14 protein-coding genes are annotated in these 20,005 nt (G+C 60.6%); 13 read left to right on the forward strand and 1 reads right to left on the reverse strand.

From position 1 onward, the window contains the following. Nucleotides 1-55: 55 nt before the first annotated feature. From N688_RS05115 to N688_RS22675, 10 genes are all read left to right on the forward strand, one after another. Nucleotides 56-2,707 carry a sensor histidine kinase gene (locus N688_RS05115; RefSeq protein ID WP_052888271.1) on the forward strand — a complete coding sequence of 884 codons (2,652 nt, stop codon included), beginning with the start codon at nucleotides 56-58 and terminating at the stop codon, nucleotides 2,705-2,707. Next, nucleotides 2,704-3,483, forward strand: a complete 780-nt coding sequence (locus tag N688_RS05120; RefSeq protein WP_081838534.1) for a response regulator transcription factor — start codon at nucleotides 2,704-2,706, stop codon at nucleotides 3,481-3,483. The genes N688_RS05115 and N688_RS05120 overlap by 4 nt, the downstream gene beginning before the upstream one ends. A gap of 340 nt (nucleotides 3,484-3,823) precedes the next feature. Further along, nucleotides 3,824-4,477: a response regulator gene (locus tag N688_RS05125; RefSeq protein WP_162179492.1), complete on the forward strand. Its 654-nt coding sequence runs from the start codon at nucleotides 3,824-3,826 to the stop codon at nucleotides 4,475-4,477. Between the two features lie 23 nt (nucleotides 4,478-4,500). Beyond that, nucleotides 4,501-5,904: a DUF4388 domain-containing protein gene (locus N688_RS05130; protein WP_052888273.1), complete on the forward strand. Its 1,404-nt coding sequence runs from the start codon at nucleotides 4,501-4,503 to the stop codon at nucleotides 5,902-5,904. A gap of 2 nt (nucleotides 5,905-5,906) precedes the next feature. Next, a complete protein-coding gene (locus N688_RS05135) occupies nucleotides 5,907-6,341 on the forward strand; it encodes a response regulator (protein WP_052888274.1) in 435 nt (144 codons plus the stop codon). Nucleotides 6,342-6,852: 511 nt separating this feature from the next. Further along, on the forward strand, nucleotides 6,853-7,218 hold the full coding sequence (locus tag N688_RS05140; protein WP_052888275.1) for a response regulator transcription factor: 366 nt from the start codon (nucleotides 6,853-6,855) through the stop codon (nucleotides 7,216-7,218). Nucleotides 7,219-7,274: 56 nt separating this feature from the next. After that, the gene (locus tag N688_RS05145) at nucleotides 7,275-7,919 is read left to right on the forward strand and encodes a chemotaxis protein CheW (protein ID WP_156025300.1); all 645 of its coding nucleotides are present in this window, start codon (nucleotides 7,275-7,277) and stop codon (nucleotides 7,917-7,919) included. Between the two features lie 56 nt (nucleotides 7,920-7,975). Then, nucleotides 7,976-10,138: a methyl-accepting chemotaxis protein gene (locus tag N688_RS05150; RefSeq protein ID WP_052888277.1), complete on the forward strand. Its 2,163-nt coding sequence runs from the start codon at nucleotides 7,976-7,978 to the stop codon at nucleotides 10,136-10,138. Between the two features lie 164 nt (nucleotides 10,139-10,302). After that, a complete protein-coding gene (locus N688_RS05155; RefSeq protein ID WP_052888278.1) occupies nucleotides 10,303-15,093 on the forward strand; it encodes a response regulator in 4,791 nt (1,596 codons plus the stop codon). A 174-nt stretch (nucleotides 15,094-15,267) separates the two neighbouring features. After that, nucleotides 15,268-15,474 carry a hypothetical protein gene (locus tag N688_RS22675; protein WP_156025301.1) on the forward strand — a complete coding sequence of 69 codons (207 nt, stop codon included), beginning with the start codon at nucleotides 15,268-15,270 and terminating at the stop codon, nucleotides 15,472-15,474. Nucleotides 15,475-15,734: 260 nt separating this feature from the next. Here the strand turns inward: N688_RS22675 and leuB are convergent, their stop codons facing one another. After that, on the reverse strand, nucleotides 15,735-16,844 hold the full coding sequence (gene leuB, locus N688_RS05165) for a 3-isopropylmalate dehydrogenase (protein WP_052888280.1): 1,110 nt from the start codon (nucleotides 16,842-16,844) through the stop codon (nucleotides 15,735-15,737). 460 nt (nucleotides 16,845-17,304) lie between these two features. Between leuB and N688_RS05170 the strand changes: the two genes are divergently transcribed. From N688_RS05170 to N688_RS05180, 3 genes are read left to right on the forward strand one after another with little or no spacing between them, the layout of a single operon-like run. Further along, entirely contained in the window at nucleotides 17,305-17,835 is a 531-nt protein-coding gene (locus N688_RS05170; RefSeq protein WP_052891379.1) for an NADH-quinone oxidoreductase subunit B, read from the forward strand. 3 nt (nucleotides 17,836-17,838) lie between these two features. Further along, entirely contained in the window at nucleotides 17,839-18,579 is a 741-nt protein-coding gene (locus N688_RS05175) for a hypothetical protein (RefSeq protein WP_052888281.1), read from the forward strand. Continuing rightward, nucleotides 18,572-19,903, forward strand: a complete 1,332-nt coding sequence (locus N688_RS05180; RefSeq protein ID WP_162179493.1) for a complex I 51 kDa subunit family protein — start codon at nucleotides 18,572-18,574, stop codon at nucleotides 19,901-19,903. The genes N688_RS05175 and N688_RS05180 overlap by 8 nt, the downstream gene beginning before the upstream one ends. The last annotated feature ends 102 nt before the right edge of the window (nucleotides 19,904-20,005 follow it).

Below are 20,005 nucleotides of genomic sequence, written 5' to 3' on the forward strand. Positions count from 1 at the left end.
AGCTCCAGGCTGACTGTTCAAGAGGTGGTAGTCTGGTTCATTGTTGGGGGGAACAATGAAGGCAGGGACGCGCGTCTCCACGCTGGATGAATCTGCTATCGTCGAGCGTGTGGTTCGCATCATTTCGAGCGTCCGCGGCTCGAAACCCGACTATACCAGGCTTGCGGCAGAGCTGGCGCCGACCATCCCATTTGACGTTTTTGGCGTAGTCCTGCTAAGGCATGACCGTCAAGCGGTGCGTGTGACGGTCTGCTGGCGGGGGGAGGGCGATGCCTGGCAAGCGCGCTACCATCAGCATCCGCTGCCCGAATCGCGGGCGGAGCAGGTGCTGAGACGCCCCATTATGCTCGTTGAGAACTATCCGCAGGGAGCAGATGGACCGCCGGCGAAAGTAGGGGATGCCCTGAGCGGCCACCCACAGCTCCACTCGGCTGCGATTGTACCATTGGTGGTCGAAGATCGTGTGCTGGGCACCCTGGAGCTGGGGAGCTGTCTGCTAGGCACCTATGATGATCCCTCGCTGTGCCGCCTGTTGGAGGCGGTTGGGCGCGTCTTAGCGGCAGCTATCGAGGGGGTGCAGGTAGGGGGTAGTGCCCAGATTCAGGACCGGCAGCGGGAGGCGCTCAAAGCCGTCTCCAGCGCCCTGGCTTCGACGATGGATCTGGCCACCATCTTTCAGCGCATCGTCAGCGGCATTGCCGAAGCGCTGCGCGTCTGGTCGGCGATTATCACCATCGACCGCCGGGGCCAGCGAGGGGGCCTGCGTCTGGAGGCTCAGGCGGGCCTGGAGGCCCAAACCCTCGCGCGGATTATCGAGAGCGGGCAAGCCCTCAGCAAGCAGTGCATCATTGGCTACAGCCTGCTCCATCGCCAGCCGCAATTTTCCAACGACATCGGCAGTGACTTGCGCTTCCCGGCCAGTCAGCCCCTCTACAGCCAGCTCAAGATTCGCTCCATCTTTGTCCACCCGCTGGTGACTGACTCCACCGTATACGGAGCCTTACTGCTCTGCTCCGAGGAAGCAGGCGGTTTTACGCCGCTCAAAGTAGACATTCTCTCCCTCTTTGCGAGCCAGGCCACCATTGCCATTCACAACGGCATGCTGCTCGAAGCAGTACGGCGGCAACAGCGCTTTCGGGAGATCGTCGCACGGCTCGAAGCGACCCAGCGGCAGTGGAGTGCAGAAACGGAGGAGCGTCTGCTGCAGCAGGTGCGCAATGAATGCGAGCAGACCTTTGGCATCAGCTTCATCAGCCTGCTGCGCTTCATTGCCGACTACCTGCTGGCCTGTCCTGAGCAGCATCTGCAGGCTCTCATGAACGCCGTGCGTCAGCGTAGCCAGGTCGTTGGGGCCTCTTCCCCGATGCTGTCTGATGAACAGGGGAGAGAAGCCACAGGGACGGTAGTCGTTGCTCAGGCGCAAGATCCCAGTGCGGCCCTGCTCACGCGCAGCGCCGAAGAAGCGCTTGAGCGTGCCAGCATTCTGAGCGAACTGGGCCGCCTGGTCCAACTCCATGAGCATCTGCCGGGCCATCTGACCGACGCCTGGTTTGCTGTTGATCTTAGTGGGCGCTGCATCTATATGAATCCTGCGGCGGAGAGCCTGTGCGGTGTCCGTCTGCAGGCCGGAGACAGTCGGCAACTCGCTGAAATGTTTTCGACTCTCCTCGCTCTTGCGCGCGATCGTGAGCAGCTAGAGCAATACCTCGGCCAATTTACCCAGGAGCAGGCACGGACCTGGGAGCTACGCTGTGCCTTTGCCAGCGAGCCACCACAAGAGGAAGCGGCCAGCAGAGCGGTGGGAAGCGATGAGAGCCAGCGACACGAGCGCCGGGGGGGAGCCAGTCAGGACAACACGAGCCTTGATCGCTACTATCTCTTCACCCGCCATCCTGTCAGAGACCAGCACGGGCAGCTCAAAGCCTATGCGCTCCAGGCCCACGATATCACCGAACAGGTGCGCGACGAAAAGAACAAATTGGCCCTGCTCTCCTCGGTCTCCCATGATCTGCGCACACCCCTCACATCCATCAAAGCGGCCATCACCGGGCTACTGGAGCCGGGCATTGTCTGGGATGAAGAGACGAGGCGGGAGATTCTGCGCGAAGTCGATAGCGAGACCGATCATCTGACCGTGCTCATCAACGCTCTGATTGAGATGTCGCGCATTGAAATGGGGGCGCTGACCCTTGAGAAAGAGTGGTGCGACATGAACGAGCTGCTCAACAGCGCCCTGCTACGCTTAGCGCGCAGTTTGGGAAGAAAGCCCCCCATCCGCCTCTGTCTGCAGCCGCCCTTGCCGCTCCTCGTTCACGTCGACTATGCACAGATGGAGCGCGTCTTCTATAATCTTCTGGAGAATGCCCTGCGTCATAACGGACCGCATGAAGAGATCTCGGTTGAACTAGAGGTCGTGGACGGTATCCTGCGCGGTTGCATCCTCGCTCGTGGCTACCAGCTCCCGGAAGGAGAGCGTGAACGTATTTTCAGGACCTTTTATAGCGTTGATCCCCAGGGGAATGGCCTCAGTCTAGCCATCTGCCGAGGCGTCATCGAGGCGCATGGAGGGCGGATCTGGATAGAGTCGTCTCCTGGAGGAGGAGCCACCTTTGTCTTCGCCCTGCCGGTCTGCTCCTGTGGTCCCGGTCCCGGCCCGGCCCACAGCCTGCCTTCGCCCGCTGCACGGTTGTCGGAGGAACAAGAATGAGATCCCGAGGCAAGCGCATCCTGGTTGTCGATGACGAACTCTCAATTCAGCGTATTTTGCGCAGAAACCTGCTCATGAGCGGTTATGAAGTGCTGGTGGCCGACAACGGAGAGGAAGCGCTCAAAGCAGTGCGCCAGCATGAGCCCGACCTGATCCTGCTCGATCTCTGCCTGCCGGGGAGCATTGACGGTCTGGAAGTCTGTGAACAAGTGCGTCGCCAGAGCCAGGTCCCTATCATCGTCCTCTCGGCCAGGACTGAAGAGAAGCAGAAAGTGCGGGCCCTGGATCTGGGGGCAGACGATTATCTGACCAAGCCCTTTAGTAACGCCGAACTGTTAGCGCGCGTGCGGGCCTGCCTGCGCCGCGCCGCCAGCGGTATAGGAGGCAGGCAGCAAGAAGAAGCGCAAGTATTGCGCAGCAGCGATGGCTATTTGATCATGGACGTCGAGCGTCGCTACGTGCGGGCGGGCGAGCGTGAGGTGCGTCTCACCCCCACCGAATTTGAGCTGTTGCGACAGCTCATGCTCCACGCTGGCAAAGTCCTGACCCATCGCACGCTACTGCGAGCGGTATGGGGGCCTGAGTACGGAGAAGAGGCGGACTATCTGCGCGTCTATGTGCGGCAACTGCGGCGCAAAGTCGAGCAAGAACCCTCACGCCCGCGCTACATCCTCACCGAGCCGGGGGTTGGCTATGTTTTTCAGGCGGATGGGCGGCGTGATCAGCAGCCGACCGCGGCCTCTGGCGTGAGCAATAGTGGCCCGGCAGAGGAATAATTAATGAGATTTTAATGCCAACAAGGCCCTTCTTTATGGAGAATTGAGCCGGCTTGCTGTACACTGTTATTCGGAAGAATGGGAGTTCTTTACTATATTACCGGTATTTCTTGACAGAGGCAAAGCGAGCAGGCATGCTATGGCTAGAGCGATGGTGCGGCCAAGGCCGCTCAAAGTCCTCATCATGGGGCAGCAGGAAAGCCTGAACACCATCTTAGAGAGGCATCTGCGCCAGCGTGGCTATGAAGTCCGAGTCCTGCTGCGTAGGGGAGAGATAGACCCGGGGAGTTGGGTAGGAGACGTCCTCTTATATGACATGGATGGAGGAGGGGAGGAGGCGATGAGAGGGAGAGAGGGAGAGAAGCTGCTGCAGCCACCAAGAAACTGGCCGGAAGCTCGCTTTACTGTGATCATGGGAAGCAGCTCCGTCTCGCGTGATCGGCTAGAGGAGCTAGGCGTTGTTGCCTTTTTGCTCAAGCCCTTTGACGTGGGGCGGCTGTTACGCTACCTCAGTACTCTGCAGCGGCTGGTCCAGACAAGCGAAGAGCGAGGTGCCTCTTTCATCAGCGATGAGCAACGAGCTGAGGGCAGACGGGCGCGGGTGCTGATCGTCGATGATGACATTGATGTAGCTCAGACGATTCAGCAGTCGCTCAAGGCCGTAGCTGACTACGAACTGGCGGTAGCCCACGATGGATTAGAGGCGCTGGAGCGTTGTGTCGAGTGGCGACCGCATTGCGTAGTTGCCGATCTGATCATGCCCTGGATGAACGGCTATCAAATGATGCGCTGTCTGAAGCGCAGTGCGCTGCCCAGTCCGCCGGCCTTTGTTCTGATGAGTGCCCTGACGCCGCGGCAACTGGAGCGCAGACCCTATTTACGAGAAGAGAAGTCGGTGGTCTACGTCGAGAAGCCCTTCTTTGTCGAGCACCTGCAAGCAGCGATTGAGCAGGCGCTGCAGAAACTGGCACCGGCAACGCGACCACTTGCATAGAGAAGAAAAGGAAGAAGAGAAGAATGGAGCAGCAAGATCGTATTATGGATGGTGACCTGCAGACGCTGGGTCTGCAGTCCATTCTCAAGATGCTTGCCCTCAGCGGTAAGACAGGCACGCTGTTTGTCCATTCCGGTCCTGAGACACTTTCGATCGCCTTGCGCAAGGGCCAGATTGTAGCCTTGCGCGAGGAGGGTGCTCCCCAGCTCGATCTGCTCACCATGCTCTGTCTGCTCAATCGGCTTGATCCACGCAGGGCGCAGATGGTTCGCGAGCTGGCACGAGGCGATATGCAAGTGGCGCTGGCGCTGCTGGTGGAACGAGGCTGGATGAGCGCCGAGGAGATGCAGCGTCGGCTGGAGTTTGCCGTCACCCAGTCAATCAGTCATGCCTTACGCTGGGCAGAGGGGCGTTTTTCCTTTCATCGGCGTCTGCTGGCGATCGAGAGCCGCATGCAGCCGCTCGACATTGACTCAGTGCTGCTAGAGGCTCTGCGTCAGGCCGATGAGTGGGAAGAGATGGGCGAGCTGCACCTGACGCGCACGAGCGTAGCGCGCTGGCTGCCAGAGGTCAAAAACAGCAACGATCTGCGCAGCCTGGGGCTGAGCCAGGAGTATATCGAGGTGCTCTCGCTCTGTAACGGGGAGATTCCTCTGCAGGCCATCTCCCTGGCGCTGATGATGCCGGAGGCGCGGGTGGCCCGGCTCATGGCTCGCCTGCTGGAGCTGGGACTGATCGAGTTAGTAGACACCGAGCTGGAGAAAGCCCTGCAGCATGACCTGCACGATCTCCTGATCCGCTGCCAGCATACCCTCTGGCAGCAGCGCAAGAATGTCAGTCCTGAGCAACACCTGCTGAATCTCATTCGTGTGCTGGTTGAGTGCATTAACGGTCTATTAGTACATCACGGACGCTTTGCCAGAAGCCTGCGTGGGAGGGGGCATGTGCCCACGGGCGAAATCATCCGCTATCTTGAGCGCACCTTCTCACAGCCTTTGCAGCTGCTGGCCAAGCAATATTATCCCATTCTAGAGACGGCCAGCTTTGTCGATGGGCAGCTTGACTGTGGTGATATCCTGACCCTGGACAAGCTGGTCAAAGGCGAGCAGCTAGAAGAATTTTATTGGGAGGCGGTCGTGGGGTTGTCGGCATTCTTGCGAATGGTTTTTACCGCCGTCTTGCAAGATGAAGTCGGCAATTCGCACACGAGACAGCAGCTCAACGTTGCCTGGAAGGCCTTTCTGACCGAGATCGACGCCGAGATTCAGGAATATCAGAAGGTCAGGGCCTATCGCAACGTCCAGCGAGCCAGGGGGCGTGAGTATCAGCCGCAACCGCCACGTCGAGGGGAGGAGGGACAATGGCAAGGGTTCCCGGAGAGCGGTAGCGCCTACGGGTGGCCTGAGACGCGAAGGAGGTCGATCTAAGCATGTCAGCAGTACCGACGGTACTGGTTGTAGATGATAGCCCTACCGTGCGCAAGATTGTGCAGATGACTCTGCAGCGTGAAAATATCCGTGTCATTGCCGCGGGCGATGGGCTAAGCGCCCTCACCTCGGTGGCAGACGAAATGCCGGCGCTGATTCTCCTGGATGTGCAACTGCCCCGCATGGACGGGTACCAAATTTGCCAGATCATACGAAAAAACTTGCAGTTTAGACAGATACCTATTATTATGCTCAGTGGGAAAGATGGATTGTTCGACAAGATGCGCGGTCGCCTAGCCGGCTCTACCGAATACATCACAAAGCCCTTCGATTCTGCCGAGCTGGTCCAAACGGTCAAGAAGCACCTGGTCAACTGGCAGGAGCGCGTTCCTCCACGCTACGAAGGTATGCGCCCACGGCTGCGTCGCCGCGGTTAGGGAGGGGGTGGCTCTCTCGGTCAGTGATCCGGGTTTGTCTCAGGGGGTGCTGGACCAGTTTCGACGATAGGGTAGTGGGGCCAACCAGGGGAAGGAGAAGACGCTCTGATCGACGTCTCGGGCCAAGTCAAGTCGAGTCACTACTGGAGGAGCGTGGGGGCTGTTAAGTGAGGTGCGTGGTGAGAGAGGGAGAGGGTGCAGGGAAGAAAGGATGGGGGCGGGGCTGTCCGGGATGGTTCAGAACTCGACGGGGTGAGGCGCCAGAGGGCCGATCGGTCAGTGCGCATCACAGGCTTGCCTCCCTATCTGATCTGCCAGTTCGCTGGCCAAGCCCACAGACAGCATAGTGGTGCTCCGCTTGCTCCGTAACGTAGCTCTGGCCGGCTGTCAGATCCAGGTCAGAACGCAGCCCGAGCCCGCTTGGGGATTGCCAAAAATGTCGACTGGCCTTTCTTTCCTAAAAGGCTAATGTTTTGACTCTGGAGAAGTTACAACAAGAGGTATAGGGGAAATGCCAGGGCAGAAGGTGCTCGTTGTAGACGACAGCTGGACTGAACTCACAATGATCGCAACCCCACTGCGCAACAGTGGCTTCGAGGTAGTAACAGCGGTCGACGGTGACGAGGCTGTGGAGAAAGTCTTTAAGGAGCGTCCACAGTGCATCGTCCTGGATGTGGTCCTGCCTAAGCAGAGCGGGTTTCAGCTGTGCCGTAAGCTCAAATCATCGGAGCTGAGTCGGCATATCCCGATCATCTTGCTCACGAGCAAGAATACGCCCCTCGATCGCTCCTGGGGCCTGCGGCAGGGGGCCGATCTGTACATGACCAAGCCCTTTAACGAGGAAGAACTGGTGGCCAATGTGCGCCGGCTCCTCTAGCCTAGCCAGCCGCAGTCAGCTGCCCTAGACAGGCGAGGCAAGGGGGACAGCCCGATGTGCGACCAGAAGTTGGGAGTAATCCTGTGGCAAGCGATGACCTGAACATGTTGCAACGCGCTCTCCTGGCTCAGCAGCAGTTGCAGCAGCGGGGAGCGCATCCTCCGGCATGGGGGGCCTCGGCGTTGCAGCCTGAGCAAGTGCGGACCAATGCAGCAGCTGCTCCCGGTGTACCCACTGAGGTACCCGGCGAGCAGTACCTTGCTTTTACTCTGCTCGACCTGGAGTTCGCTTTCAAGGCGGAGTACATTCAGGGCGTGGAGCGCCTGCTCGACGTGACCCCGGTCCCGAACGTTGCTCCCTGGGTCCGAGGGGTGATCAATCTCCGCGGCTCCATCGCTTCCGTGGTGGACTTGCGCATCTTCCTGGACAGGGAGCCGCTACCCTATAATCCACGCACTCGCCTGCTATCGGTGCAATATAATGAGATGGTGATTTGTCTGGTGGTGGATAGCGTCAGCGAGATGCTCCCCATTCCCGACAACGTTATCGCCAGTGTGAGCACACGCCAGACCAATATTCCACAGTGGGTTGCTCCCTATGCCGCCGGAACGGCAGTGCTCGGTAAACGTGTCATCATCTTGCTCGATGCCGCACGTTTGCTGTTCTCGGAAAAGATGCAACATTACGAAGCTCTGGATTAGGATAGGACGGACAGTGCAGCCATTGTTCTGTATTTTCTATAGAGGAGGTCTGGCGGATGAACCCGGATCGTAATCGAGGCGGGATGACGGTAAGCGGCCTGATGAATTTGGGGTTGGCCGTCTCCGCCATTATCCCGGCCTTCCTGCTCATCCTGGTGGGCATCTACGCCCGGCTGAGTATGCCCACCGCCGATACGTCGGTCCTGATCGTCGTGGTCATCATCTGCGCTATCGTTGCTCTTTTGGCGGTGGTCATCACCAATTATCTGGTCAATAGCCGGATCAAGGATCGCTTCCTGGCGCTGGCTGATGTCTGCCACGATTTTGCCGGAGGCGACCGCCGTGTGCGTGCCCAGGTGGACGGCGATGATGAGTTCGCTCGCCTGGTCGCTTCGGTGAATACGGTCCTCGATCAGCAGGGCGCTCAGGTGAACAGCGCTTCTGGTCTAGGCTCTGGCAGCGACGCCGCCGCTCTGCAGGCCCAGATTGAGAAGCTGCTCCAGGAGGTGAGTGCCGTCGGCGATGGTGATCTGCGCGTCCAGGCCGAGGTGACTCCCGATACGCTCGGCGTGCTCGCCGACTCCTTCAACTACATGATCGAGGAGCTGGCGAAGGTGGTCGGTCGGGTGCAGAGCACGGCCATGCAGGTAACCAACGCCACTCGCCGTATTCTGGATCGCGCCGCCGAGCTGGCCCAGGCCTCCGAGATGCAGGTGCAGCAGATCTCGCAGACCACCGAAGCCGTCGAGGCTCTGGCTATCTTCATTCAGAATGTGGCTCGCAACGCTCAGTTGAGTCATGAAGCCGCTCAGGAGGCTTTGCGCAATGCCCAAAGCGGTCAGGAAGCGGTGCGTCAGACGATCGATGGCATGATGCTGATCCGCGAGAACGTCCAGGAGACGGCCAAGAAGATTAAGCGTCTGGGCGAGCGCTCGAACGAGATCGGTGAAATTGTACGTATCATTGAGGATATCGCTGATCAGACAAACCTGCTGGCACTCAACGCCGCCATTCAGTCGGCAATGGCCGGTGAGCATGGCCGTGGCTTCGCCGTGGTGGCCGATGAGATCCGCCTCCTGGCCGAGCGCTCCACGGAGTCGACAAAGCGGATCGCCACCCTGGTCAAGAGTATTCAGGGCGATACCTATGAGGCGGTGGTGGCAATGGAGGATAGTACGCAGGAGGTGGTCAAGGGGTCTCAGCTCGCCGACGAGGCTGGGCGCTCGCTGAACTCGATCTACAGCGCTGTGGAGCGCCAGGCCCAGATGATCGAGAGCATCGCTCGCGCTGCCAATGAGCAGACCAGCGTTTCGGAGGCGGTGGCTGTTGCCATGAGCCAGATCTCCGAGATCACTCGCCAGACCAACGCTGGTACTCAAGAGGCCGCCGCCAGCGTGAGTTACCTGGCTGAGCTGGCCGACCAGCTCCGCGCTTCGGTCTCAACTTTCCGCCTGCCCGATCACGTGCTGGAGTCGATCAATAGCAGCATGACTACTGGTCCAGGGGCAATGCCCGGCCTGCCTGCCGGTGGCGATCAGTTCTATCCTTCCTCCAGTGGCGATGGGTGGATGCAGCCACAGCAGCCGAGCTACGGCGGTAGTTTCCCGCCGCTCCCTGAGCCGGAAAGTGCTGGTCTGGTCGCAATGTCTTCGCCCGTGGCTCAAAGCCAGCATCAGGCTCAGTTCGGCTTCCCTGCCTCTCAGCAGGAGTTCGGAGCTGCCCCCGCTTTCTCTGAGATGGGTTCCTTCGGCGCTACCGGTCAGCAAGAGTTCGGGGCCGCTTTCGGCTCAAGCCCTGCTCCTTCCTTTAGCCAGGAGTTTGGCGCTTCGGCCTTCTCTAATTCTCAACCTTTCGAGGCTCAGCAGCCCTTCGGCTCCTTCGATCCTTTTGCTAACCAGGGCTTCTCTGGCCAGCAGGGGCAGTCGGCTTTCTCGCAGCAGCCTTTCGGTAATCCCCCAGTCTCAGGGGCGGGTTTTGGCGGCTCTGGCCAGGGAGCTATCCCCTACTCGGGTGGCGGGCAGTTCGCTTCCATGCCTCAGCAGACCTTTGGGACACCGCCTCAGTCGGGTCAGGGGCAGGGAGCGCAACCACGTCAGCCCTGGACCCCGCCAGGAGCTGCTCCTCAGCAGTCGCCGCACCAGCAGCCGGGTCAGTCGCCGTTCCCAAAACCAGAACAGTCGCCTTTCCCGCGAGGCAGTAACGGGCAGTTCGGCCAGTAGCCGTTGCACGGACAAGGACAAGCGAAGACAGATAGGGAGGGGCGCCCAGGGCTTCGACCAGGGGGCGAGGTCGGGCCAGCGCCCCCCGTCGCGTTTCTATGTTTCGCGTCTCGGCATCCCGCGAAACCGAGTTCGATCGACTAGAATAAGTGGGTGCGTGCAGCATGTCAAATACATTTGATAAACTGTCAGTGCTCGATTCCTTTATCGAAGAGGTCAAGAGCTATCTGCCAGAGATCGAGGCGAATCTTGACCGCCTGGCTCAGTCCCCCGGCGACATGGATGCTCTCGAAGAGACCTATCGCCGCACACATACCATTGGCGGCTCCGCCTCGATGATGGATTTCCCCGGCCTGGCCCATGTGGCTCATGGCATGGAGGATATTCTGGGGGATGTGCTCGATGGCCTGACTACTCTCGATGAGCCTACGCTGGCCCTTCTGCGTCGCTCCCTGCGACGCCTGCATGTGCTGATCGATGGAATTCGCGATAATTCCGTCAACCAGGATGCCATTATCGCTGAGGACGATGCCGACTACAGTCGTTATCGCGCCCTCCAGGAGGCAGCCGGCAAGGTTGTCCCAGGTTCAACTGAGCTGGCCTCTGCTCCCTCTCAGCCAGTAGATGAGCTGTCTGGCCTTCAATCCCAGCAGTCGCTCGCCCCAGAACATTACACTCATGAGTACCAGGACTATCCTGCTGATCAGCCAGGCTACCAGGGTCAGCCTCAGCAGACCTATCAAAACTATCATGACTCTCCGCGCTACCACGCTCCCACACCGCCTTCCCAGCACTATGGTTTCCAGGAGGATGGTCTGGGCTTAGGTGAGTCCTATGCGTATCAGCAGCGGTCGGTGTCTGCTTCTTCTCCTCAGTCAACACCTCTGCCCGAATCTCCCTATCCTGCTGCTGCCAGCCAGGAGAGTGCTCTGCCTTCCTTTGATGAGATGCTGGCCGCCTTTCGTACGCCTAGTACTCCGCCCAACGAAGAGCCACTCTGGCCAGAAGATCCCGTTCCGCTTGCCCAGCAGTCTCCCGAGACGCCGGCTTCTCCTGCAACTCCGAGCGCCTTAGATATGTTAGCCGCCAGCTTCCGCAGCTCCGAGGGAAGCCCCTCGCCGGTTGACTCTCCTCCTCCTGTGGAGGAACAGCCGCGTTCACCGCGCGCGCCCTCGCCGCTGGAAGAGCTGGTCAATCGCTTTACTGCTGCTCAGCCCGAAGTTCAGGGCAGAGCCGCTGCTGCCGATGCTGACCTGGGCGCCCTCCCAGATTGGTCCCAGCCGCAGCCGTCTCCAACACCCTATACACAGTACGCGCCACAGCCGCCGCAGCCATTGCCAGGACAGCCGTTACAGGCGCAAGCGCCGTCGAGCTGGCCGCAGCCCCGGCCACAGCCGTTGGGGCTGCCGGAGAGCCAGCCCGAGAACGCGCCGCTTGTCCTGCCTGCCTCTGCCTCGCGGCTCTCTAACGATCTGCGCCAGGAAGCCCTCTCGCTTGAAGAGCAGGTCAATACGCTCCATACGTTGCTGGCTCAACTGCAACAGGCCATCAGCATCATCGAAGAGCAGCGCAGCGAGTTCCGCGGCTTCCTCGATGGCTCGAAAGATGCGCTGGAGCGAATGGAGGACTGGGCCGGCCAGGCGATGGGCCTCAATCTGCGCAAAAGCCCTGAGAAGGTGCGCCGTTATCTGCCGCTCTCGGTGATGTGGGTGGTCAATACAAAGCTCAAGAAGATTCTAGAGCTGCTCTCGCGCATCACAAGCGGTGTTGAGGCCACCGACGAGCAGATTCAGATAACGCTGCGCCAACTCCGTAGCTCGGTCGAGGCTTGTGGAGACTTATTAGAGCACCTGCCCCAGGCACTGGCCAGTCAAGAGCCGGGTTGGACGCCCTGGGAGATGCAGGTCGCTCGCGATGCGAGTGGAGTGCGCGAGCGCGTGACCTTTGAGCGCCAGGGAGATTTGGCTGCCCTGCGAGCCGAGCTGGAGGCCAAGATCCGCGAGGAGCTGCGCCGTGAGTATGAGCAGCGCCCTCTCTCCCTGACGGCGCGCATGGAGCTGGAACGCCAGATCCGCGAAGAGGTACGCCAGGAATTCGAGCGCCAGCGTCAACTGCAGCACGAGATTGTCGGCCCCGATGGACAGGAAAGTTACGAGGAGCTGATCAAGCGACTGCGCAATGAGATCGAGATCGAGGTGCGCCGTGAGTTTCTGGCTCAGTTGACAGGAAACCCCGATCTGGAGGCAGGAGCACATCTGCCGCAAGCGACCTCGGGTAGCGGGCCGCTACCTGCTCTCGAGATTCCGCGGGCTCAGGTCAATCCTCCGCCTATGGTTGCCCCGCCTCCATCGCCTGCACCTGTTCCCTCCGCGTCGTCAGCAGCCAGTGGCTCAGCGATCAGCGAAGGCACCGACTTTGGCGAGGAGGCCGCTGAGATCTTCCGGCTGGAGGCGGAGGAGCATCTGCAGACGATCAGCATGAATGTGGCCGCCCTGGAGAAGTCTCCCGAGGATCGCGATATTCTCCAAAGCATCCGCCGCGCTACTCATACCCTCAAAGGTGCGGCGGGCATGATGGGCTTCCGCCTCATTGCAGACCTCTGCCACGTCTCCGAGGATCTCCTCGATAGTATCATGGAGGGCCGGGTCGCCATTACTCCGCCGGTAGTCGGTATCATTCTCGATACGGCGGAGACCCTTGATCGCCTCATCAATAATCGGGGCGAGGACCGCGCAACCCTGGAAGCAGCCGTAGCAGCCATGCGCGCCCGCTACGCTGACCTGCTTGGTGAGCAACAGCTCTCGCCACTGCCCGCCGAAGAGGAGCTGGAGAGCCTCCTCGATAGCGGCGAAGGCCCTGATAGCTCGACTTTCTCGAGTACCGTCTCCGAGGCCACTCCCGCCGCCGGTGAGTTGCTGATGCAACGCTCTCCCGCCACTGAGCTGAGCGTGCGCGTGCGCCTGCAGAAGCTCGATGAGCTGGTGAACCTCTTTGGCGAGCTGTTGGTCAACCGCAGCGCTCTTGAGGAGCATATCCAGCGTCTGATGCGCCTGGTCTCCGATGTGAGCATGAGTAGCGAGCGCCTGCGCGATGTGGGTCAGAAGCTGGAAAGCCGCTTTGAGGCAGCAACCCTACCCAGTGGGCGCGTGGTCCAGGTGCCCCCCGGCACCGCTAATGGCTCCTCGCGTTTGCCTGCTCTCCAGGCCGGACGGCCCGGCGTCAATAGCGGAGAGCCAGCGCACCTGGCCGAGTTTGATGAGCTGGAGCTGGATCGCTATACGGAGTTCCACCAGCTGACCCGCGGCCTCAGCGAGGGCGTCTCGGACATGATTACCCTGAGCAGCGAGATGGAGGCGGTCATCCGCGAATGTGAGAGCATCTTCGCTCGCGAGAGCCGTCTCAGCACTACCTTCCAGGACCGCTTGATGAAGACGCGCCTGGTGCCGCTCTCGTCGATGATCCCCCGCCTCTATCGCGCGGTCCGCTCGGTCGCTCTCAAGCAGCATAAGGAGATCAACTTTGTGACCGAAGGCGAGGATACCGAGGTCGATCGCACGGTCTATGAGGAGATCGCCGGCCCACTGCTGCACCTGATGCGCAATGCCGTCAATCATGCCATCGAAGAGCCAGAGGTGCGCGTGCGTAAGGGCAAGCCGCCCGCGGGCCTCGTCAAGCTCTCAGCCTCCTACGAGGGCAATCAGGTAGTGATTACGGTGCGCGACGATGGGACCGGCATCGATCCCGAGAAGGTGCGTCAGGCGGCCATTGCCCGTGGGCTGCTCCGACCCGATCAGGTTCTCTCGCCCAGCGATGTCATCGATCTGATCTTCCGCCCCGGCTTCTCGACTGCCGAGGTGGTCAGCGAAGAAAGCGGGCGTGGCGTGGGCCTGGACGTGGTACGCGATAGTATCTCTCGCCTGCGGGCTACCCTGGAGGTCGATTCGACTCCGGGCCAGGGCACTGCCTTCACCATGAAGTTCCCGACCAGCCTGGCGATTCAAAGCGTGATGATGGTGCGCGTTGGGGACCAGCAGTATGCTGTCCCGACAACGCTGGTCGAGGCCATTGGACGGCTCGATACCTTTAAACGCACAACCCACGGCGGGCGCCCGGCGGTCGTGGTGCAGAACGATGTCTATCCACTCAGCCAGCTTGCCCACTATCTCAAGCTGCCCGCCGGCGAGATTGATGAGCGCTCTCCGCTGCTCCTGGTCAATACAGGCCGTCATCGTGTAGCGATCGTGGTGGAAGAAGTCAAGACGCGCATGGACGTCGTCATGAAGAACCTGGGTCCGCATTTGCGCCATGTGCATGGAATTGCCGGCGGCACGGTGCTTGGCAACGGGCGCGTGATTCTGATCCTGGAGCTGAACGAACTCCTCTCGGTGCAGCGCCGTGGCACGGGAGCCATCGCGGGAACCCTATCGCAACCGCAGGGGAGCCTGGCGATGGCACCGACTGCCCAAGTTCAGCTGCCGGCTTCAGTGGCTGCGGCAGCCACCACAGTGACCGTCAACACCGGGGTGCTCCCTGCTGTGCGCCCGCCAGCAACGCCGCTCCCAGCGCAGCGAGTGGAGCGCGGCAGGCATGTACTGGTGGTAGACGATAGCCCGAGTGTGCGCCGCGTGGTCAGCAATATGCTCAAGCAGCACGGCTGGGAGGTCCAGACGGCCCGCGACGGAGTCGAGGCTCTAGAGCTGATCTCTAGCCAGCCCCCGGCGGCGGTCCTGCTCGATATCGAGATGCCGCGCATGGATGGCTACGAGCTGATGGCCACCGTCCGCTCCCAGGAGCAGTATCGTACCCTGCCGTTGGTGGTCCTGACCTCGCGCGCCGCCTCGAAGCATAAGCAGCGCGCCATGCAGCTCGGGGCCAGTGCCTACATTGTCAAACCCTATCAGGATGAAGAGCTGATCTCGACGCTCAATCGTCTCGTCTATGGCGCCAGCGCCTAGGTCAGCAAGCAAAAGGGCCGGACCGGACCATTTGCCAACCCGTGGGCTGCCACTCCGTTGCTGCTGCGCTGCTCGTTGGAGGGAGAATAACAGGATTCCTCCCTATAGCGGGGCAGCACGTGGCCCGGCCTGGCCGATCCAAACGGGAAACTCGAAGATCTGTAGAAACGGAAAATGGGTGTAGAACGAGCAGTAACCCGCTGGTATGTGCAGCGCCAGCGGCTGCTCGCCGAGATTGAAAGTCTTGAGCAGGCCCTTGCCGGGGAAGGGCAAAGGGAAGAGCAGTGGGGAGAACAGCGACAACAGCTGGTGGCCCGTCTAGAGGATGCGCGGGCGCGTCTGCAGTGCCTGGGACCCTGTCCTAAACCGATGATGGGCTAGGGAGCAGGAGGTCCCGATGGGCAGCAGCCTCTCACGGCTGGCTACGCTCAGGCCGCGCTCGCTGCTCGTGCATCCGGGCTGTGCCAGTCCATCTGCTTCTGCCCTTGCCCTCTGCTTGGCTCACGAATCTGCCAGACTGACAGGCGAGCAGTGTCTAGTCGCCTGCCTCATCGATTGGGCGAGTAACGTCATGAATAAGGTAGGGCGACCAGACAGCCGCTGCAGGCTGCAGAAGGAAGGCCGGGCAACCTTAGCGCCGATCAAGAAAAAGTCGCCGTAACAGCCTCGGCGATCAGGCTGCCCATCTCCTCGGTCCCGACGATGGTCTTCCCCTCTTCCTGCAGATCTTCGGTACGATAGCCGGCATCAATCACACGCTCCACAGCCCGCTCGACTGCCTGAGCCTCCGCCTCCAGGCCCAAGGAGTGACGCAGCAACATTGCCAGCGAGAGGATCGAAGCGATTGGATTAGCCTTTTGCTGGCCGGCGATATCGGGAGCTGAGCCGTGGATCGGTTCGTAGAGGCCGAAGGTTCCGTGTGCTGTCCGTCGTGTCCCCAGGCTGGCCGAAGGGAGCATGCCCATCGAGCCAGCGAGCATGGAAGCCTCATCGGTCAAAATATCGCCAAACATATTTTCCGTCACAATCACATCGAAGCTGGCGGGACGGCGGATCAGATGCATGGCGCAGGCATCGACGAGCAGATGCTCGAAGGCGACGTCAGGATAGTCGGCGGCGACGCGCTCGGCCACCCGGCGCCAGAGGCGCGAAGAGCTGAGCACGTTGGCCTTATCAACCGAAGTGACCTTCTTTTTGGAGCGGCCCCGGGCCAACTCGAAGGCCGTCCGTACAATGCGCTCAATCTCCCCCTCACTGTAGAGCAGCGTATCGATGGCCTCCAAGCCGTGGGGGGCCTGGCGGATCTCGCTGGGCTTGCCGAAGTAGATGCCGCCCGTGAGTTCGCGCACGACCAGCAGGTCGGTCCCCTCAAGGATCGAAGGCTTCAGCGTTGAGGCATTCAGAAGCGCCTTAAATGGGCGCACCGGGCGCAGATTCGCAAATAATTCCAACTCCTTGCGCAGGCGGAACAGGGCGCGCTCGGGCTGGACCTTAGAGTTGGGGCCTTCGTAGCGAGAGACGCCTCCCACCGCGCCGAAGAGGATGGCATCGCTCTCTTGGCAGAGGGCCATTGTCGCATCGGAAATAGCATCGCCCTCGGCCTCAATGGCGGCGGCACCAACGAGGGCCTGGGTTGTCTGGAAAGTGTGGCCAAAGCGGGCACCGACCCGTTCCAGCACGCGCAGAGCCTGGGTGGTCACCTCGGGGCCGATACCATCGCCTGGCAGAACGGCGATCTTATAGGTACCCAATGCAGGAATCCTCCCTGTACGATTTAAGCCTTGACCTCCAACTTGAGGTGAACCTACGTGGGATAGGTTCGCTATCCGCTGGACGGACAGTGCCATGATAGCCGATTAGAGACAGCAAGGCAAGGCAGGATGGGAGCAGGTCGGAAAGAGCAAGAAACAGCCGGTGAAGAAGGAGGATGGCAGAGTGAGCAAGCGGCTGCGGAGGCCGCGCCGCGGCGGCGCCCTTTTCTGGCGCCAATGGGTGAAACGTGCTATAATAAACTGCGGACCACAAGGCCAGGAGAAGCGTTGTCCCTCCAAGCGAGGAATCCCTGTTCCAGTGCCGAGAGAGCAAGTTACCTCATCTTTAGCGAGGGGCAATCAATAGAGGAGCAATCATCCTATGAGCAATACGACGAGCCAGCAAGCGGGGGAGAGAGCCGTAGTCCCTGGAACGCGGCGCAAGCCCGTTCCCATTGCGATGGCGACTGGCCCCCACGAATATACGCCTGGTGATCAAGAGCTACCGGTGGCGATTACCAGCCTAGCCGATATGCTTCAATGGGCTCAAAACTGGGCGCGCTCACGCTCGGTGTGGCCGCTGGGCTATGGTCTGGCCTGCTGTGCCATCGAGATGATGGCGAGTGCCCAGTCGCACTATGATCTGTCCCGTTTTGGCTCGGAGGTCTTCCGTTCCAGTCCGCGCCAGGCCGACCTGATGATTGTTGCGGGTACGGTCTCGGTGAAAATGGCGCCGCGCTTGCGCCTGCTCTGGGAGCAGATGCCCGAGCCGAAGTGGGTGATCAGCATGGGGCAGTGTGCCAATTCGGGCGGTGAGTTCTACGATAGCTACTACACCGTTCAGGGCGTCGATACCATTGTGCCGGTCGATGTCTATGTGCCCGGTTGCCCGCCGCGGCCAGAGGCGCTGATCGAAGGGCTACTCAAGCTGCGCGAGAAGATTCTCAAGCAGGGCCTGAAGGTGCGCGGTGAGAAGGAAGGCGAGGTGTAGCCTATGCGTGGCATCCTGCAGGGAATGGGGCTGACCTTCAGCCACCTCTTCCGGCCCAAGGTGACGCGGCTCTATCCTTACGAGAAGCCGAAACTACCGCCGCGGAGCCGTGGACTGATCCAGTTGATTGCGGAAGAGGGACTCAAGACCGAGCTCAATTTAAAGTGCGAGGCCTGCCTGCTCTGCGAGAAGGCCTGTCCGCCGCGCGCCATCACCATCGAGTATGAGCCGTTGCACCGCTGGAAGGAGCGACCCTGGTTCCGCTCCTATATTCGTGAGGGCGCCGAGAAATTCACTACCCGCAAGATCCCAGAAGCGACCGGCATCTCGAAGGCCGGTTTCTATACGCCGCGCATCTCCGAATACGCAACAGAGTATCCCAATCGCCCGGTCGCGCCCTGTGTGGCGATGCCGGTCAAAGATCATCTGGAGCCAGAGATTGATCTGAGCAAAGTGGACGAGTTACTGGAGCAATGGCCGCATGAGGCGGCGGCTCTGCCGGCCCTACTGGATGCCGTAATGGACCATTACGGCTACTTGCCGTTGCAGGCCGCCAAGCGCATTGTCCAGGCGCGCGGTGTCGATCTCAGCGATATCTTTGGGATCGCGACGCTCAGTCCGAAGTTCAAGCCGGCGCCGGCGGTCAAGGGGATCACGCGCGATGATCAGCCCGAGCGCGGGCTGGCGCCCGATAAGCGCGGGGTGTGGGGAAATATTCATCATGAGAGGCAGCCAGATGCCTGAGTTCGATTCGGCCTATCGCGTTCTGCGACGGCGCGGCGAGCCTGATCTGCGCTCGCTCCAGAGTTACCGGCAGCAGGGAGGCTATAACGCGCTCGAACGTGCTCTGCATGATCAAACGCCTGAGCAGGTGATCCAGCTGGTGAGCGAGGCCCGCTTGCGCGGGCGCGGCGGCGCTGGACGCCTGACGGGAGAGAAGTGGCGTATTGTGCGCCGTCAGCAGGAATCGCCCAAATACGTCATTTGCAATGCCTATGATGCCGATCCACGCTCATGGGCAGCGCGCTCGTTGTTGGAGCGCAATCCGCACCAGGTGATCGAAGGAATCCTCCTGGCCGCCTATGCAGTGGGGGCAACGGAGGCTTATTTGATGACGCGCAGCCTCTTCCGTGAGGGAATCGAGGCAGTGCAGCAGGCGCTCAATGAAGCCTTGGAGGCCGGGCTAGTCGGTCGCTCCATCCTCGGGACGACCTTCCACTGTACGATTAACGTGGTGGGCTTCGACATCGGCTTCATCGGTGGTGAAGAGACAGTTCAGATTGCCGTCATCAAGGGCCGGCGCGGTATGCCCGAGCAGCGACCGCCCTATCCAGCCGTCTATGGGTTGTGGGACAAGCCAACGGCCATCAACTCGCTGGAGACGCTGGCCAACGTACCTCTCATTGTGCGCGATGGCCCCGAGGCTTTTCGGCGGTTGGGAAGTGAGACGACGCCCGGTACGAAGGTGCTGACCATCTACGATGCCGTTCCCGATGCTGAGCCGAGGGTGGTCGAGGTGCCCTTTGGAACCAGCCTGCGCGAGATCCTGCGCCATGCTGGCCTGAGCCATCCAGACAGCGAGCTGCGCGCTGTCGTCGTTGGTGGCGCTGAGGGTGGAGCTTTACCGGTCAAGCTGCTCGATCTCCCTTTTGACTTCGATCCTTTGGAGGAGGCTGGTGCCATTGTGGGATCTGGCGTCATCGAGCTTCTGCCCGCCCAGACCTGCATGGTGGCCTGGGCGATGGAGCGCACACGCTATCTGAGCAACGAGTCGTGTGGCAAGTGTGTCCCCTGCCGCATCGGGGTCAAGCGCATGACGGGCGTCCTCGAAGGCATTATCAGCGACCTGGGCGTGCGCTCGGATCTCGATCTGTTGGATGAGCTGGCCGGCTATGTTCCCGATGGCTCTCTCTGCGGCTTCGGCATCCAGGCCCCCAATGCGTATAAGACGGCCCGCCGCTATTGGCCAGAGCAATTCCAGATGCATATCGAAGAGCAACAGTGTCCAACGGGAACCTGTGTGCCGGTACGCTCCCATCGCTTCGTCACCAAGCACGTGCTGCCCTAAAAAAGAGAAAGAGCATGCACGGCTGTCGGATCAGACGGCTCAACGGTCGGTCACACGGTCAGTCAAACAGTCGGTGTCTGGGACGCAAAGCGGCGTTCTGCC

Origin of the sequence: Thermogemmatispora carboxidivorans (genome assembly GCF_000702505.1) — a bacterium.
GTDB lineage: Bacteria > Chloroflexota > Ktedonobacteria > Ktedonobacterales > Ktedonobacteraceae > Thermogemmatispora > Thermogemmatispora carboxidivorans.

What these genes read in the sequence shown, in the direction of transcription:
- N688_RS05150 (WP_052888277.1), top strand. Translation starts at nt 7,976, where the DNA reads ATGAACCCGGATCGTAATCGAGGCGGGATGACGGTAAGCGGCCTGATG.
- N688_RS05170 (WP_052891379.1), top strand. Translation starts at nt 17,305, where the DNA reads ATGGCGACTGGCCCCCACGAATATACGCCTGGTGATCAAGAGCTACCG.
- N688_RS05155 (WP_052888278.1), top strand. Translation starts at nt 10,303, where the DNA reads ATGTCAAATACATTTGATAAACTGTCAGTGCTCGATTCCTTTATCGAA.
- N688_RS05180 (WP_162179493.1), top strand. Translation starts at nt 18,572, where the DNA reads ATGCCTGAGTTCGATTCGGCCTATCGCGTTCTGCGACGGCGCGGCGAG.
- N688_RS05175 (WP_052888281.1), top strand. Translation starts at nt 17,839, where the DNA reads ATGCGTGGCATCCTGCAGGGAATGGGGCTGACCTTCAGCCACCTCTTC.
- N688_RS05140 (WP_052888275.1), top strand. Translation starts at nt 6,853, where the DNA reads ATGCCAGGGCAGAAGGTGCTCGTTGTAGACGACAGCTGGACTGAACTC.
- N688_RS05130 (WP_052888273.1), top strand. Translation starts at nt 4,501, where the DNA reads ATGGAGCAGCAAGATCGTATTATGGATGGTGACCTGCAGACGCTGGGT.
- N688_RS05135 (WP_052888274.1), top strand. Translation starts at nt 5,907, where the DNA reads ATGTCAGCAGTACCGACGGTACTGGTTGTAGATGATAGCCCTACCGTG.
- N688_RS05120 (WP_081838534.1), top strand. Translation starts at nt 2,704, where the DNA reads ATGAGATCCCGAGGCAAGCGCATCCTGGTTGTCGATGACGAACTCTCA.
- N688_RS05125 (WP_162179492.1), top strand. Translation starts at nt 3,824, where the DNA reads ATGAGAGGGAGAGAGGGAGAGAAGCTGCTGCAGCCACCAAGAAACTGG.
- N688_RS22675 (WP_156025301.1), top strand. Translation starts at nt 15,268, where the DNA reads ATGGGTGTAGAACGAGCAGTAACCCGCTGGTATGTGCAGCGCCAGCGG.
- N688_RS05115 (WP_052888271.1), top strand. Translation starts at nt 56, where the DNA reads ATGAAGGCAGGGACGCGCGTCTCCACGCTGGATGAATCTGCTATCGTC.